The sequence below is a fragment of the Ferdinandcohnia sp. Marseille-Q9671 genome, from assembly GCF_976954385.1.
The window spans coordinates 996,312-1,013,472 of the sequence record NZ_CDRJTA010000004.1 but is presented as its reverse complement, the minus strand read 5'-3'; the positions used below and the strand labels follow the sequence as shown (position 1 = coordinate 1,013,472).

The following is a 17,161-nucleotide window of genomic DNA, read 5'->3' as shown; positions in this document are numbered from 1 at the left end:
TTTCATACTTTCTATTGTTGTTGCTTTTCTTTCTCTTTTTCTTCACGGATAACAGCTTTCCTAGATAGGTTAACACGACCTTGCTTATCAATTTCGGTAACCTTCACGAGTAATTCATCACCAATGGAGACAACGTCTTCCACTTTTCCTACACGCTCTTCAGCAAGTTCAGAAATATGCACTAGTCCATCTTTACCACTAAATATTTCAACGAACGCACCAAACTTTTCAATTCGCTTAACTTTACCTAGATACATTTGCCCCACTTCTACCTCACGAACAATATCCTCAATGATCTTCTTCGCCTTTTGATTCATTTGCTCGTCAACTGAAGAGATAAATACAGTACCATCTTGTTCAATATCAATTTTTACACCAGTTTCATCAATGATCTTATTGATTTGTTTACCACTTGGTCCAATAACATCGCGAATCTTATCTGGATTAATCTTCATTGTTAAGATTTTTGGTGCATATTTTGATAGCTGTGTTCTTGGTTCTGTTAAAGTTGCTAACATTGAATCAAGAATTTGCATTCTACCCGTTTTCGCTTGCTGTAGTGCTTCCTCTAAAATTTCACGAGAAAGACCAGCAATCTTAATATCCATTTGTAATGCCGTTACACCTTTAGATGTACCTGCTACTTTGAAGTCCATATCTCCGAGATGGTCTTCCATACCTTGAATATCCGTTAATACGGTGTAATGTTCGCCGGATTTAACAAGTCCCATTGCAATACCAGCTACAGGAGCTTTAATTGGTACACCTGCATCCATCATTGCCAAGGTACTTGCACAAATACTCGCTTGAGAAGTAGAACCATTTGATTCTAGCACCTCAGAAACAAGGCGGATTGTGTATGGAAAATCTTTCTCATTTGGAATCACAGGTTCTAATGCGCGTTCACCTAATGCCCCATGTCCAATTTCACGTCGACCTGGGCCTCTCATAGGTCCCGTTTCACCGACACTGAACTGTGGGAAATTATAGTGGTGCATAAAACGCTTTGTCTCCTCAATTCCTAAACCATCAAGAATTTGCACATCACCTAAAGCTCCAAGCGTACAAATACTTAATGCTTGGGTTTGTCCACGTGTAAACAAGCCCGAACCATGTGTTCTAGATAAAATTCCTACTTCAGAAGAAAGAGGACGAATTTCATCAGGCTTTCTACCATCTGGACGAACCTTTTCAACTGTAATTAGTCGTCTAACTTCCTCTTTTACAAGTTTGCTTAGGATTTCCTTCACTTGCTTCAAGGTTGCGTCATCTGCTTCTTGTTCTTCATAGCTTGCAACGATTGAACTTTTCACTTCATTAATTGCATTTTCTCTTGCGTGTTTTTCAGCAACTTGTACAGCTTTAGTAATGCTCTCTTCCGCTTTTTCACGAATTTGACCTTCTAGGTCTTTATCAAGCTCATAAAGAACAATTTCTCTTTTTTCCTTACCAATTTCAGCTACAATTTTCTCTTGAAATGCAATTAAACGTTTGATTTCATCATGCCCAAACATAATTGCTTCGAGCATAACTTCTTCAGGTACCTCATCGGCTCCTGCTTCTACCATGTTTATTGCGTCCTTTGTTCCGGCAACAACTAAATGGATATCACTAATTTCTTGCTGTTTTACAGATGGGTTTATGATAAATTGATTATCCACTCTTCCAACTGTTACCCCAGCAATCGGGCCTTCAAATGGGATATCTGATACAGATAGTGCTAAAGAAGAACCAAACATTGCAGCCATTTCTGATGAACAGTCTTGGTCGACACTCATGACAATGCTCACTACTTGTACTTCATTTCTAAATCCATCTGCAAATAAAGGTCGAATTGGTCGATCAATTAAACGACTTGCAAGAATTGCCTTTTCACTAGGTCTACCCTCACGTTTAATAAATCCTCCAGGGATTTTTCCAACTGCATATAATCGTTCTTCATAGTTTACAGTAAGTGGAAAGAAATCCAATGGTTTTGGCTCTTTTGATGCTGTTGCTGTACTCAAGACAGCCGTTTCTCCATAGCGAATTAATGCAGCTCCATTAGCTTGTTTCGCTAGCTGACCGATTTCTACGGTCAGCTGTCGGCCAGCCCACTCCATAGAAAAGACTTGCTTTCCTTGATCCATATAATAGTACCCCTCTCTAAATCACATTAATCAAATGCACATGGAAGATCTACAAACAGATTTTAAAAACCTTAGTGTCATTCCGCCAATGGCATTTACTTATCAGTAGTTTTTACCCACTTAATTCTAAATACTATATCTCACATTTATCCACCTTGTTATGTAAAAACACAGATGAATAAAGGTAATAGTAAATGTATATTATGTATTGATAGTATTGACTAATTTATTAGAACATATCAATACTAGCTAAATATGTAAAGTGAATTTTGTACAAATAGATAGTAACAGAGGAAAAAAATCCCTCTATTTTTAACCTAATAAAAAAGCGGGAATTCTCCCGCTTTTTCGTAGATTATCGACGTAGTCCAAGCTTGTTGATTAATTCACGGTAACGAGTTACGTCATTATTACGAAGATAAGTTAATAAATTACGACGTTTACCAACCATCTTTAATAGACCACGACGTGAATGATGATCCTTCTTATGTGTACGTAAATGATCATTCAACTTGTTAATTTGCTCAGTTAGGACAGCGATTTGAACTTCTGGTGAACCAGTGTCATTTTCATGAGTTTTATACTCGCTGATAATTTCGTTCTTACGCTCTTGTGTGATAGCCATCCTATTCACCTCCTATAATAGTATCCCCGATTACCTAGCAGACGTTGGTGATTCGAACTGCCAAGCAATGGTTCTTTTTCATACTTATCTAGAATACAACTTATTATGAGAAAAAGCAAGTATGTTCGCCTACATTTTCAAAGTAATTCTGGGCCTGCTCCTTATCCAATCCAATTTGTTTCACTAATTCATCAATTGAAGTGAATTTTTTTTCGGACCGAATTCTCTTATGCCATTCAACAATAACATCCTCTTGATAGATATCCTCATTAAAATCAAAGAGATGAACCTCAATGGAAGGTACTGTTTCATTTTCATGGAATGTAGGTTTCACACCTAAATTACATACACCATTATACCATGTAGAACGAACTTTTAATCGGACTGCATAAACACCCATTTTAGGGATGATGTAATCCTCATTTGTTTTCACGTTTGCTGTAGGAAAGCCTATTGTTCTTCCACGCTTTTCACCATCAATAACTGTACCCTGAATAGTATAATATCTTCCCAACAGCATTGGAAGTTGATCTACTTCTCCTTTTTGAAGTAGATCACGAATCAAAGTGGAACTAACCTTTTCATGATTGAAGGTTAATTTTGATACAGTTGTCTGTGTAAATCTTCCTTCAGCATGTTCGGGGAGAGTCTCCATTGTCCCTTTCCCGAATTTCCCATAGGTAAAGTCAAAACCTGCCACAACATGTTTTACATTAAGACCAATAATGTATTTATTAACAAACTGTTTTGGTAATAAACTTGCAAACTCAGATGTAAAGTTCACAATATACAAATAATCTATATCCATTTCTTTAAATAATTCTTCTTTGTGCTGTAACGGAGTAATATACTCTATATGGTTTACGTTTTTCCCTAACACAACTGATGGATGGGGGTCAAAGGTCATGACAGAGCATGTTAATCCTTGCTTTTCTGCTTCTTTCTTTGCCGTTTCCACAACCTTTTGATGACCTAAATGTAAACCATCAAAATATCCCAACGCTAAAACAGTTGGTGGTAAATCCGAATTATTAAATGAATGTGGATGAGAGATTCGAATCGTTTTCACTTCTATTTCACCTTTTCTACTAGATCAAATGCGCCTTGGCGTATTTGCGCCCGATTTTTAGGCCCACACGAGGTGGGTCACAAAGACGTTGCCACAGGAAGTGGTGTTCTCTTTGATCTTATGTGCGATAAATTACCTTTGAAAAACCGAGGCATCCGCCGGAGTTTACAACTTTATTTAATCTGAATTACTACTTAGCTATTAACTCTTATTGCATTCATCCCACTTTTGTGGAATAAGGGATACCTATTTTAATTCTTGATTATTCACTAATACTTTTATAGGCTTTAGCAATTGTGTCTTTTCTGGATGTTTTTGGTATATTGCTAGGATTTCCCTATTATGTTCAACTGCAATTGGTTCTCCCACCTTAAGATCATGCAGTTCTTCAGGCAGGGGTAATACAGAACCATTTTTTACTTTCTCTGCTACTTTATCATTAATTAAAATTTTCCGCAAATGTGCTAGAGCGTCTTCGATTGTTAATAGATGGTCCTGAATCGATTCATTTTGCACTAGATTTTCTACATCTTGAAGTGTTATACAATGCTCAAGAGTAAACTCCCCAGAAGCTGTACGTATTAAATCTGACATATGTGCTGGAAAACCAAGTTCTTCTCCAATTTGGACTGCCAAAGTTCGCACATACGTACCTTTGCTACAAGTTACTTGAAATCGAAATGTGACAGTTCCATCGTTATGTTGGATGTCACTAAGCAATGTTAATTCATGTATTACTATCTTGCGGGACGGTCTTTCAACTTCAATTCCTTTTCGTGCATACTCATAAAGTCTTTTCCCATTAACTTTAATAGCTGAATACATAGGGGGAGTTTGCGTAATTTCGCCAGTTAGTGATTGAAGTACTTTAATCACTTCATCCTTTACTATGGGACGCTCTACCTTTTTTTCATTTACTTTTTCCCCAGAAGAGTCTTCAGTAGTTGTTGAGTAACCAATTGTTACTTCACCTACATAGGTTTTATTTGCAGCGGTTATGTATTCAACAATCTTTGTAGCTCTACCTAGGCAGATTGGTAAGACTCCTGATACATCCGGATCGAGGGTTCCTGTATGTCCTACCTTTTTCATCTTTACTAATTTGCGGACCTTGAATACACAATCATGGGAAGTCATCCCCTTTGGTTTATTTAGGAGTAAAATACCATCCATTTAGACTCGTTCCCCTTTTCTACGTAAAATTAATTGAAAAAAAGGGATAGGCTTTTTAAAAAGCCTATCCTCCTCTTATTCTTGATTTGATTCTTGATTAGGTTGCTTATTAATTTCATGAAGGAGTGTTTCAATACGATTTCCATAATCAATTGATTCATCAAATTCAAAAAGAATTTCAGGTGTTTTTCGTAATCGAATACGTTGCCCAATTTCTGAGCGGATAAAGCCTTTTGCTTTTGCAAGACCCTTTAACGTATTCTGCCTTTGTTCTTCATCACCTAATACGGAGATAAACACTTTGGCTTGCTGAAGGTCACCCGTGACTTGAACATCCGTGACAGTTACAAAACCTATCCGAGGATCCTTGATCTTTCGGCCAATAATGTCACCTAGTTCTTTTTTCATTTGTTCTCCAACACGATTTGGTCGTAAACTCATACTACTATCACCTCGTTTATAACCACTCAAAGTCTGTTACTGTTCGATCTAGTTCAGGGAACGAATCAATAAACTTAAGAGCATTGTTTAATTCGAGTTCAGATTGCTTACGGCTAGATGATACAGTAACAATCGCTAATTTGGTTCGTTGCCATGTATCTTGGTAATCAACCTCTGCAACTGATATATTAAACTTTTGCTTAAGTCGAGTGATGACACTTTGTAAAACTGAACGTTTTGCTTTTAAGGAATTGGTATCATATATTACACATTCACATTCAACAAAGCCAATCACTTACGATCAACTTCTTGCATGACAAATGCTTCAATGATATCTCCTTCTTTAATATCGTTATATTTTGCAATTGTTATACCACACTCATAATTTGTTGCAACTTCTTTTACATCATCCTTGAAACGCTTTAATGTATCAATTTCACCTTCAAAGATAACAACTCCATTACGAATGAGGCGAACTCCGCTATCTCGTGTAATTTTACCATCTGTTACATAAGCTCCAGCAATGGTTCCAATTTTTGAAACTTTGAAGGTCGTACGTACTTCTGCTTGACCAATAACTTTTTCTTCGAATTCAGGATCAAGCATTCCCTTCATTGCTGATTCGATTTCTTCAATTACTTTATAGATTATACGGTGAAGTCGGATATCTACCTCTTCTGCTTCTGCAGTACGCTTGGCATTCACATCAGGTCTTACGTTAAATCCGATGACAATCGCATTTGACGCAGAAGCAAGGGTGATATCTGATTCATTAATAGCCCCAACACCCGTATGAATAATTTTAACTTTAACACCTTCTACATCAATTTTTTGAAGAGAAGCTGCTAAAGCTTCAACAGAACCCTGTACATCTGCTTTTACAATTAGGTTGATTTCTTTCATTTCACCCTGTTTAATATGTTCAAATAAATCTTCAAGACTTACCTTCACTTTATCGCCACGTTGCTCTACTAACTGCTTTTGAGCTCTAGCTTCCCCAACTTGACGTGCTTTCTTTTCGTCTTCAAAAACAACGAATTGATCACCAGCTTGTGGTACATCATTAAGACCTGTGATTTCAACCGGAGTTGATGGACCTGCCTCTTTCACACGGCGGCCAACATCATTAACCATTGCACGGACACGACCAAATGTGTTTCCAACTACGATTGGGTCACCAACACGTAGAGTTCCATTTTGAACCAATAGAGTTGCAACAGAACCTCTACCTTTATCAAGCTGAGCCTCAATTACTGTACCTGTAGCTCTTCTCTTTGGATTTGCTTTATATTCCTCAACTTCACCAACTAGAAGAATCATTTCAAGTAGGCTATCGATTCCGTCTCCTGTTAGCGCTGAAATAGGAACAAAGATTGTGTCGCCACCCCAGGCTTCAGGAACAAGACCATGTTCTGTTAATTCTTGCATAACACGATCAGGATTTGCAGTTGGTTTATCCATTTTATTCACAGCCACAATAATTGGTACTTCTGCAGCTTTAGCATGGTTAATGGCTTCAACTGTTTGTGGCATTACCCCATCATCTGCAGCCACCACTAGGATAGTAATATCAGTTATTTTTGCACCTCTTGCACGCATTGTTGTGAATGCAGCATGCCCTGGAGTATCTAAGAATGTAATTTTCTTTCCATTATCCACAACCTGATATGCTCCGATATGCTGTGTGATTCCACCAGCTTCTCCAGCAGTAACTTTCGTATGACGAATAGAGTCAAGAAGAGTTGTTTTACCATGGTCAACATGTCCCATAATTGTAACAATTGACGGTCTTTCGACTAAATCGTCTTCGTTGTCATCTTCAACATACTGTTCAAATTCTGTAACATCAAAAACAATTTCTTCTTCAACCTCGACACCATATTCAGATGCAATAAGTTCGATTGAATCCTTATCTAGCTCCTGGTTAATGGTAGCCATAACGCCTAACATGAATAACTTCTTAATAATCTCAGAAGGTTCTTTGCCTAGTTTTTTTGCTAATTCCCCAACTGTTAATGAACCGATAAAAGTAATCTTTTCAGGTAATTTTTTTTCAGGCTTTGGTTGCACAGGTTGTTGTTGTTGATTTGGACGATTATTACCCTTTTGTCTGTTTTTATTCTTTTGGTTATTGTTTCTATTATTTTGCTGGAAACCTTTTTTCTGTCCTTGTCCTTGATTTCTAGAAGGTACTGGCTTATTTTTAACTTCTTTTTTGTCAGCCACTTTAGTAGCAGTGTTATTATTCACTGTTGGTTTAGGATTATTGTTTTTATTTTGTTCGCTTGTAGCCTTAGTTGTTTCAGGCTTTTTTCCAAATGATTGATCCAATTTATTCAAAATATCTCCTTCAATTGTTGCCATATGATTTTTAACCTCTATGTCCATCTCTTTTAGCTTGTTAATAACTTCTTTGCTTGAGATATTTTGTTTTTTTGCATATTCGTATACACGCATTCTGCTCATATGTTCACCCCCAAATATTTAATCGAGCAAGTGATTAATTTTTTTTGCAAACCCACTTTCTGTTATAGCGACAACTACCCTTGCCTCTTTCCCAATGGCATGGCCTAGTGTGTAACGGTCGCTGACAGTACGAAGTTGAACTTTATAATACGTGCTTTTATCCGTAATTTTTTTTGTAGTGTTTGCTGATGCATCTTCAGATATGAGAACTAACTTTGCGTTTCCATTGCGTATTTCCTTTACAACTAGTTCTTCTCCTGAGATTACTTTTCTCGCTCGATTAGCAAGACCTAATAACGATATCCATTCATTATTTGCCATCTATGAAAGTTTCTCCTTTTCAACCAATTGCAGTAACTCTTCATAGATCGAATCGTCAATTTTAGCTTTCAGTTGATTGGCTAGAATGTTCTTCTTCTTTGCAAGTATTATACATTCTTTATCCTTACTGAGGTACGCTCCACGACCAGACTTTTTTCCTGTGAGGTCAATTGAAACATCACCTTCTTTAGAACGTACAATCCTTACAAGTTCTTTTTTGGGCTTCATTTCCCCACTTGCTATGCATTTACGTAATGGTATTTTTTTATTACCTACCATCTTTCATCACCTCACTCGATTTCTTCAGATTGCAAATCGAATGTTTCTTCTACAAGCTCTTCATCTTGATCATCTTCAAATAATCCAAAATCTTCTCTTGGGTAAATTCCGGCTTGTTCTGCCTCTGATTGACTCTTAATATCTATTTTCCACCCAGTTAATTTTGCTGCTAATCGAGCATTTTGTCCACGTTTTCCAATTGCTAGTGATAGTTGGTAATCTGGAACAACAACTGTTGTAGCCTTGTCCTCTTCGCTTACTATCACATCAAGTACTTTTGAAGGACTCAACGCGTTGGCCACAAACACAACTGGATCATCTGACCATTTTACAATATCAATTTTTTCGCCTTTAAGTTCATTTACAATTGCCTGAACGCGTTGTCCCTTTGGACCGACACATGAACCTACGGGATCAACTTCTGAATTATCAGAGTGAACTGATATCTTTGAACGATCACCAGCTTCTCTTGCTACTGATTTGATTTCAACTGTTCCATCATAGATTTCTGGAACTTCTATTTCGAAAAGACGTTTTAACAATCCTGGATGCGTTCTTGAAACAAAGATTTGCGGTCCTTTTGTCGTTCTTTCAACCTTTGTTATGTAGACTTTAATTCGATCATGAGGCTTATAACGTTCATTTGGCATTTGTTCATTAACTGGCAGTAATGCCTCAATTTTCCCAAGGCTCACATAGATAAACTTTGAGTCTAATCGTTGAACAATTCCCGTCATGATATCTTCTTCACGGTCAATGAATTCAGAATAGATGACTCCTCTTTCTGCTTCACGCACTCGCTGTGTAACTACTTGTTTTGCAGTCTGAGCAGCAATTCGACCAAAATCCTTTGGTGTAACCTCGATTTCTACTACATCTTCCACTTGATAATTTGGATTGATGGTTCTAGCTTCATCAATGGAAATTTCCAATCGTGGGTCAAATACTTCTGACACGACATCTTTTCTAGCAAATACACGCATTGAACCGTTAGCTAAATTTAAATCTACTCTTACATTTTGAGCTTGATTAAAATTACGCTTATAAGCAGAGATAAGTGCTGCCTCAATTGCTTCAATTATAATATCCTTGCTTATGCCTTTTTCTTTCTCGAGCAATGTTAAGGCATCTAATAATTCACTACTCATTTGACTTCTAATCCCCCTTTATTATCTCAAACCTTATCAAATGCGCCTTGGCGTATTTGCGCCCGATTTTTTTGAGCAAGCTCGAAAAATTCCCTCTGAAAAATCGTGGCATCCGCCGGAGGCTTTAACTTTATTCAGCCAAGGTTAAACCCCACTGAATTGGTTACTCTAATTGCCTTTATCCACCCACATAACTAAGGGACTTCTTCTGAATAAAGTTAGTTAAATGTAACAGCAAGTCTTGCATTTGCAACTTTGTCATACGGAATTTCGATTGTTTTCTTCCGTGTTTTAACCATTACATCGATTGTTACGATGTTTCCATCAAATGAGGATAATACTCCCTCGAAAATCTTTTCACCGTCGATTGGTTCGTATGTTTTCACATAAACTTGTTTTCCAATTGATTTTTCGAAGTCACTATCCTTTTTTAAGGGACGCTCTGCACCTGGACTTGAAACCTCTAGAAAATAGTTATAAGGAATTGGATCTGTTTCATCAAGCTTTTCGCTTAATTTTTCACTAACTGTTCCACAATCCTCTATATCGACTCCTTTTTCAGAATCGATAAAGACTCGTAAAAACCAGTCTTTTCCTTCCTTTACATACTCAATATCAACAAGCTCCATTTGTAATTCCGTTAATATAGGTATCACTAATTCTTCTACTATTTGTGTTACCTTTTTACTCATGTTTTTCCTCCTTAGCTAATAAGGAATTGTTGTTTTATACATTAGTATTTCCTAAGTAGTGTAAAAACACCCTGCTATAGTAGCAGGGAGGCAGTTGGAAAATATAGAGAAGTTCCATCAATCAAATACGCCGTGGCGTATTTGCACCCGATTTTTTTCCGAGCCTGCTCGAAAAAACACCTCTGAAAAATCTTGGCATCTACCAGAGGCTATAACTTTATTCACTAAAGATCGTCTACTGAATAAAGTTAATCTAAGCTACACAAATGTTTTTACCTCAGCCAAATAATAAAGAGTGGGAAGACCCACTCTTTTACCAGTAATATACATAGCATTTCCATAAAAACTATAACATAATCGCTATTTATATGCAAATATAATTAAAAGCGTATGGTGCTTGGCACTTCAAAATATATCTTGGAATAATTGCGACTGAGGTTATTTTCGAACTTGTCCTCTTAAAAAATCGAGGCTACCTTAAGAAGCTTTAACATTGTTAAGAATGGATTTGAATCCCCTTGTAAAATATCTTTAATATGGCATACATCACACATCATTTACATTGGGGACTCTGCTGAATAATATTAAAACAAGGATAATTGATTTTGTTCAGGTAAGGCCTCTAAGCATCCATGATTATCTAAGTATTCCATGATTGTCTTAGATACCTTTCCTCGTTTTTGTAAGTCTTCTTTTGATAAAAATTCACCTTGTTCTCTGGAATTGACTATATTTATTGCAGCATTTGTACCTAAGCCGGGAATAGAATTGAATGGAGGAATTAAAGAATCTCCATCTATGATAAACTCTGTTGCACTTGATCGATATAGATCAACTTTTTTAAATGAGAAACCACGTTCAACCATTTCGAGAGACAGTTCCAAAACGGTCAATGTGTTTTTTTCCTTAGGTGAAGCATCAAGTCCTTTTGCATTGATTTCTTCTATTTTTGCTCGGATTGTACTTGAACCTCGGACCATTGCCTCGATATCAAAATCGTCTGCACGAACAGTAAAATAAGCTGCGTAATATAGTAACGGTAAATGCACCTTAAAGTACGCAATCCTTACAGCCATTAACACGTATGCTGCGGCATGGGCTTTCGGGAACATGTATTTAATTTTCAAACAAGAGTCAATATACCAATCCGGAACATTGTTTTTCTTCATCTCTTCGATAAACTCATCGGTAAGTCCTTTTCCTTTACGAACCGATTCCATAATTTTGAACGCTAATGATGGGTCTAAACCTTTGTAAATTAGATATACCATGATATCATCACGACACCCAATTACTTCACTTAATGTACATATATTATTGTGGATAAGCTCCTGCGCATTTCCTAACCATACATCTGTACCATGTGAAAGTCCAGAGATCTGTACTAACTCAGAGAAAGTAGTTGGCTTCGTATCCTCAAGCATTTGACGAACAAATCGTGTCCCAAACTCAGGGATACCAAGAGTTCCAGTTTTACACATAATTTGTTCCTCAGTTACACCTAATGATTCAGTGCCGCTAAAGATTTTCATAACCTCCGGATCATCTGTCGGGATGGTTTTCGGATCTATACCACTCAAATCCTGTAGCATCCTAATTACCGTAGGATCATCGTGCCCGAGAATATCAAGCTTAAGGACATTATCATGTATGGAGTGGAAATCAAAATGGGTGGTTTTCCATTCAGAACCCGAATCATCAGCAGGAAACTGAATTGGAGTAAAATCATAAATGTCCATATAATCAGGAACAACGATGATTCCGCCTGGATGCTGACCAGTTGTTCGTTTTACACCTGTACAGCCTGAAACCAAGCGATCCGTTTCAGCACCGCGCATCGTTAGGTTATTGTCATTGGCATACCCTTTTACATACCCATAGGCTGTTTTTTCAGCTACAGTACCAATTGTACCTGCACGATATACATAATCCTCACCAAACAATACCTTCGTGTAATTATGGGCTCGTGGTTGATATTCACCTGAAAAGTTCAAGTCAATATCAGGTACCTTATCACCTTTAAATCCTAGGAAGGTTTCAAACGGTATGTCGTGGCCATCTTTTTTATAGTTTGCTCCACAATTTGGACATACCTTATCAGGCAAGTCAAATCCAGAACCTACCGAACCATCATTAAAGAACTCAGAGTGCTTGCAATCTGGACATACATAATGCGGCGGCAGTGGATTCACTTCTGTAATTTCAGTCATAGTTGCAACTAAAGAAGAACCTACTGAACCACGAGAACCAACTAGATACCCGTCATCAAGTGATTTTTTTACAAGTTTATGGGAGATTAAATAGATTACCGCAAATCCATGTCCGATAATACTTGTAAGCTCTTTTTCTAATCTCTTTTCTACAATCTCAGGCAAGTCGTCCCCATAAATACTTCTTGCCATATCATAGCTCATATTACGAATTTCGTCTTCTGCACCTTCAATTTTAGGCGTATATAAATCGTCCTTAATAGGTTTTACATCGTCTATCATATCCGCTATCTTTTGTGTATTCGTAACTACAATTTCCTTTGCTTTTTCTTTTGCAAGGAAGTGAAAGCAATCTAGCATTTCGTTTGTTGTTCTAAAATGAACCTCTGGTAATGTGTGGCGATTTAATGGATTTGCCCCACCTTGAGACCTGACGAGAATTTTTCTATATATATGATCTTCAGGGTTTAAATAATGAACATTGCCAGTTGCAACAACTGGTATATTCAACTTTTCTCCTAAATTAACAATATTTTTCAATATATCCTTTAGTTCTCTCTCATTTTGAATGAGATCTAGTTCCAGAAGATGCTTATAGTTTGAAGGTGGCTGAACTTCTATATAGTCATAAAATTGAGCAATCGATTCAACTTCCTCCGGTGATTTCTGCATCATTCCCTCAAATACTTCACCTTTATCACAAGCTGTCCCAACAATAATACCTTCTCTAAATTTTTGAAGTTGAGAACGCGGGATCCGTGGAACACGGTAAAAATAATTTAGATGAGATAAAGAAACTAATTTAAATAAATTCTTTAATCCCACTTCATTTTGAGCTAGAAGTGTCATATGATACGGTCTTGATCGTTGATACGCCTTTCCTTGTCCCATATAATCATTCAATTGATCATGATATTGGATTTCCTTTTCGAGTGCGTCCTTTAGTAACTTCACCATTAAATATCCCGTAGCTTCTGCATCATAAATCGCACGGTGATGCTGTGTCAATTCAATATCAAACCTCTTACACAGCGTATTTAATCGATGGTTCTTTAGGTCGGGATATAAGAACCTAGCAAGCTCAAGTGTATCAATTACAGGATTGGTTGCATGGCCAAGGCCGCACCTTTTATAACCTACATTTAAAAATCCCATATCAAAGCTAGCATTATGTGCAACTAACACTGCATCTTCTGCCCATTCTTTAAATTTAATAAGGACATCTGAAACCTCAGGGGCAGTATTAACCATATCGTCAGTAATTCCTGTAAGTTCGATTGTTGTCGCACTTAATCTATGGTGTGGATTTGCAAAAGATTCAAAGCGGTCAATTATTTCACCATTTTTTACTTTAACAGCAGCCAATTCGATAATTGTGTTGTAAACCGCTGATAAACCAGTTGTTTCAACGTCAAATACAACGTACGTATCCTCTTCTAAGTGTCGGTGCGCTGTATTATAGGCAATTGGTACTCCATCATCTACTAAATTTGCTTCTACACCGTAAATCATCTTGATTCCGTTTTTCTTTGCTGCTGAATAGGCTTCAGGGAAAGACTGAGCGCCACCATGATCGGTTAAAGCAATAGCTGTGTGCCCCCACTTTTTGGCTTGCTCAACTAATCGACTAACAGAGGTTACAGCATCCATCTGACTCATTGGAGTGTGCAAATGAAGTTCAACACGTTTTTCTCCCTCAGGTGCTGTGTCCTTTCTTTCATTCATAGGCTTTATTTCATTTATATCATTCGCAATCATAACAAGATCCCGAACAAACGTATCGTTTTGAATACTGCCTCGAACTCGTACCCACATGCCTTTTTTAATAGACTGAAGTAAATGTACATCCTCTTTATCACGAGAAAATACTTTAACAAGAATTGAATCAGTATAGTCCGTAACTTTAAAGGTTAACAGAGTACGGCCACTACGTAATTCCCGGGTCTCAGCAAAGAACACGTACCCTTGAATAGCAATTCTTCGTTCTTCATCAAGGATAGAGCTAATTTCTTTAAAATCTTCATCATCCTTGATTGTATAGCCAATCGTAATCGGACCTGAAGCAGTGTTAGCTTGGTCTTTTTCTTTCTCTTTCTTTTGCATATCAGCTACTGCTAACATTGCCTTTTCCTGATCTTCCTGTTGCTTTTTCTCTAGGAACTGTTCATATTCATGGCTGGAGGCTTCTACCTCTGATTCAAGCTGAAACATAGGAAAACCAAAACTTTGATACACATCACTAATCATTTGGGCATACTTTTTCTTAATAGTCATAGACTCAGTATCATTTCTAGTTTTTATCTGTAGTTTAAAACCTAATTGAGTTGGTATTTGGTTATGCAATAAGGAAAGAATTGGTGGTGAAATACCATCTAACTCTTGTAAGCAAAGTGGCCAATAAGCTTGTACTATTTCCTCTGTAACATGTTGTGACTGGACATGTATTGAAAAGGTTACAGATGCAATATGGGCGAACTTCGATCGGAGTTGTGTTGAAAATAATTGCATAACATCAGGTGGTAACACTTTTTCAAATGAGAAAAAGAAATGCCAGGCTTTCTTTTCTTTGTCTATGATTAATTTCTCTATCGCAGCATTTGCGAAATGAGTGACAATTGCATCATCTGTTAATTCAAGCTGTTGAAGCAATACCATAAATCGTTCTTTTTGCTGTGGAGTTAATTCCATCCTCGTTCCCCCTCTTCAGACAGAATAATGAAGGTACCTCATTCTAGAGGTACCTTTTATGTTTTCTACTATTTATTTTACTACATATTTCTCAATTGTCTCGACAAGATTTTCAATATTAATTTCCAATGTTTCCCCTGTCTTTCTAATCTTCACTTCTACAACACCTTCATTTGCACGCTTACCGACGGTTATACGTAAAGGTAAGCCCATTAGGTCGGAGTCTGCAAACTTTACACCTGGACGTTCTGTACGATCATCGAGTAATACGTCATATCCGCTTTCTTTAAGTGTATGGTATAAGGTTTCGGAAAGAACTCTCTGTTCTTCACTCTTCATATTTACAGGGATCAAGTGTAAATCAAATGGTGCTAAGTTTGCTGGCCAAATGATACCATTTTCATCATTAGATTGCTCAGCAACAGCTGCTAGTGTCCTCGAAATTCCAATACCATAACAACCCATAATCATCGGTTGCGCTCTTCCATTTTCATCAAGGAATGTTGCATTCATAGCTTCACTGTATCTTGTACCTAGCTTAAAAATATGCCCAACTTCAATTCCCTCAGCAAACACGATCTTACCCTGTCCATCAGGAGATGGGTCACCTTCTTGTATAAAGCGTAAATCAGCATATTGAATACCTGCAAAATCCCGATCAGGATTTACATTGATATAATGGTAATTTTCCTCGTTAGCTCCACATACACCGTTAACGATCGATGCTACAGCATGGTCAGCAATTACTGTTACTTCTTCTTTTATACTTATAGGCCCTAAAGAGCCAACTGTGCAGCCCATAACATTTTCGGTATCCTCAGTACTTGCTAATTCAACATTAGTAGCCTCTAGTAAATTCTTTACCTTTATATCATTTACTTCATGGTCTCCACGAACTAATACAAGTAAATACTTTTCATCTGCTTTGAAAAGAAGAGATTTAATACATTTTTCCTTTGAAACCTCGAGGAAGGAAGCAACATCTTCAATTGACTTTTTGCCAATTGTTTCTGTCTTCTCTAATTCTTTTACAGCTTCATCGCTTTTTGGATATTCCATAACAACAGGTGCCATTTCTATATTTGCCGCAAAAGAGGAAGTATCTGAATAAGCGATGGTATCCTCACCGATTTCAGAAAGAACCATGAATTCATGCGTATCTTTCCCACCCATTGCACCGTAATCAGCTATTACTGCTCTAAAGTTAAGACCACAACGCGCAAATATATTTGAATATGCAGTGAACATTTTTTCATACGTATCATGAAGACTATCTTGATTAGCATGGAAGGAATATGCATCTTTCATGATAAACTCTCTTCCACGTAATAAACCGAATCGTGGTCTTTTCTCATCTCGAAATTTCGTTTGAATTTGATATAAAGAGAGAGGTAGTCTTTTGTAGGACTTAATTTCATCTCGTACTAGACTAGTAATTACTTCTTCGTGGGTTGGACCTAATACAAAGTCTCGCTCATGGCGGTCATGAAGACGCATTAATTCAGGACCATATGAATACCAACGGCCAGACTCCTGCCATAATTCAGCAGTTGTCAAAGCAGGCATAAGTAATTCTGAAGCACCTGCTCTCTCCATTTCTTCACGTACAATCGTCTCTATTTTTTGAAGTACTCGTTTTGCTAATGGAAGATAACTATAAACTCCACTAGCGTTTTGTCTAATAAACCCTGCACGAATTAAGAGTTGGTGACTTTTAATTTCTGCATCTGCTGGTACTTCTCGTAGTGTAGGTATAAGCATCATACTCTGTTTCATCTTTGCACCTCATTATCGTTATCAACTTACTATCAAATGCGCCTTGGCAATTTTACGCCAGGACTTTATTCGAGTTTAACCCTTGTTCAAAAGGACGGTGAAACGACCAAGCCGATAAGTTTCACCAAGCCTTCTGTACATGCT

The 17,161-nt window shown here is 37.3% G+C and carries 13 protein-coding genes; all 13 read right to left on the bottom strand.

The genetic code is table 11. The features are described from left to right. Nucleotides 1-11: 11 nt before the first annotated feature. A complete protein-coding gene (gene pnp, locus ACWNMY_RS20280; RefSeq protein ID WP_449540055.1) occupies nucleotides 12-2,129 on the bottom strand; it encodes a polyribonucleotide nucleotidyltransferase in 2,118 nt (705 codons plus the stop codon). A 355-nt stretch (nucleotides 2,130-2,484) separates the two neighbouring features. Then, the gene (gene rpsO, locus ACWNMY_RS20275; RefSeq protein ID WP_449540054.1) at nucleotides 2,485-2,754 is read right to left on the bottom strand and encodes a 30S ribosomal protein S15; all 270 of its coding nucleotides are present in this window, start codon (nucleotides 2,752-2,754) and stop codon (nucleotides 2,485-2,487) included. Nucleotides 2,755-2,857: 103 nt separating this feature from the next. Next, nucleotides 2,858-3,823 (bottom strand): bifunctional riboflavin kinase/FAD synthetase, encoded by a 966-nt coding sequence (gene ribF, locus ACWNMY_RS20270; RefSeq protein ID WP_449540053.1) that lies wholly within the window; start codon nucleotides 3,821-3,823, stop codon nucleotides 2,858-2,860. A gap of 246 nt (nucleotides 3,824-4,069) precedes the next feature. Further along, nucleotides 4,070-4,996: a tRNA pseudouridine(55) synthase TruB gene (gene truB / locus ACWNMY_RS20265; protein WP_449540052.1), complete on the bottom strand. Its 927-nt coding sequence runs from the start codon at nucleotides 4,994-4,996 to the stop codon at nucleotides 4,070-4,072. 75 nt (nucleotides 4,997-5,071) lie between these two features. After that, nucleotides 5,072-5,437 (bottom strand): 30S ribosome-binding factor RbfA, encoded by a 366-nt coding sequence (gene rbfA / locus ACWNMY_RS20260; RefSeq protein WP_449540051.1) that lies wholly within the window; start codon nucleotides 5,435-5,437, stop codon nucleotides 5,072-5,074. A 16-nt stretch (nucleotides 5,438-5,453) separates the two neighbouring features. Continuing rightward, nucleotides 5,454-5,732 carry a DUF503 domain-containing protein gene (locus tag ACWNMY_RS20255; RefSeq protein WP_449540050.1) on the bottom strand — a complete coding sequence of 93 codons (279 nt, stop codon included), beginning with the start codon at nucleotides 5,730-5,732 and terminating at the stop codon, nucleotides 5,454-5,456. Beyond that, entirely contained in the window at nucleotides 5,729-7,903 is a 2,175-nt protein-coding gene (infB, locus tag ACWNMY_RS20250) for a translation initiation factor IF-2 (RefSeq protein ID WP_449540049.1), read from the bottom strand. The genes ACWNMY_RS20255 and infB overlap by 4 nt, the downstream gene beginning before the upstream one ends. An 18-nt stretch (nucleotides 7,904-7,921) precedes the next feature. Further along, nucleotides 7,922-8,224: a YlxQ family RNA-binding protein gene (locus ACWNMY_RS20245; protein WP_449540048.1), complete on the bottom strand. Its 303-nt coding sequence runs from the start codon at nucleotides 8,222-8,224 to the stop codon at nucleotides 7,922-7,924. Beyond that, nucleotides 8,225-8,503, bottom strand: a complete 279-nt coding sequence (gene rnpM, locus ACWNMY_RS20240) for an RNase P modulator RnpM (protein ID WP_449540047.1) — start codon at nucleotides 8,501-8,503, stop codon at nucleotides 8,225-8,227. An 11-nt stretch (nucleotides 8,504-8,514) separates the two neighbouring features. After that, a complete protein-coding gene (gene nusA / locus ACWNMY_RS20235) occupies nucleotides 8,515-9,651 on the bottom strand; it encodes a transcription termination factor NusA (protein ID WP_449540046.1) in 1,137 nt (378 codons plus the stop codon). A gap of 218 nt (nucleotides 9,652-9,869) precedes the next feature. Beyond that, complete coding sequence (rimP, locus tag ACWNMY_RS20230; protein WP_449540045.1) at nucleotides 9,870-10,343, bottom strand: ribosome maturation factor RimP; 474 nt, start codon at nucleotides 10,341-10,343, stop codon at nucleotides 9,870-9,872. 584 nt (nucleotides 10,344-10,927) lie between these two features. Further along, nucleotides 10,928-15,241, bottom strand: a complete 4,314-nt coding sequence (locus ACWNMY_RS20225) for a PolC-type DNA polymerase III (RefSeq protein WP_449540044.1) — start codon at nucleotides 15,239-15,241, stop codon at nucleotides 10,928-10,930. A 72-nt stretch (nucleotides 15,242-15,313) separates the two neighbouring features. Further along, nucleotides 15,314-17,017, bottom strand: a complete 1,704-nt coding sequence (locus ACWNMY_RS20220) for a proline--tRNA ligase (protein WP_449540043.1) — start codon at nucleotides 17,015-17,017, stop codon at nucleotides 15,314-15,316. Nucleotides 17,018-17,161 lie beyond the last annotated feature (144 nt).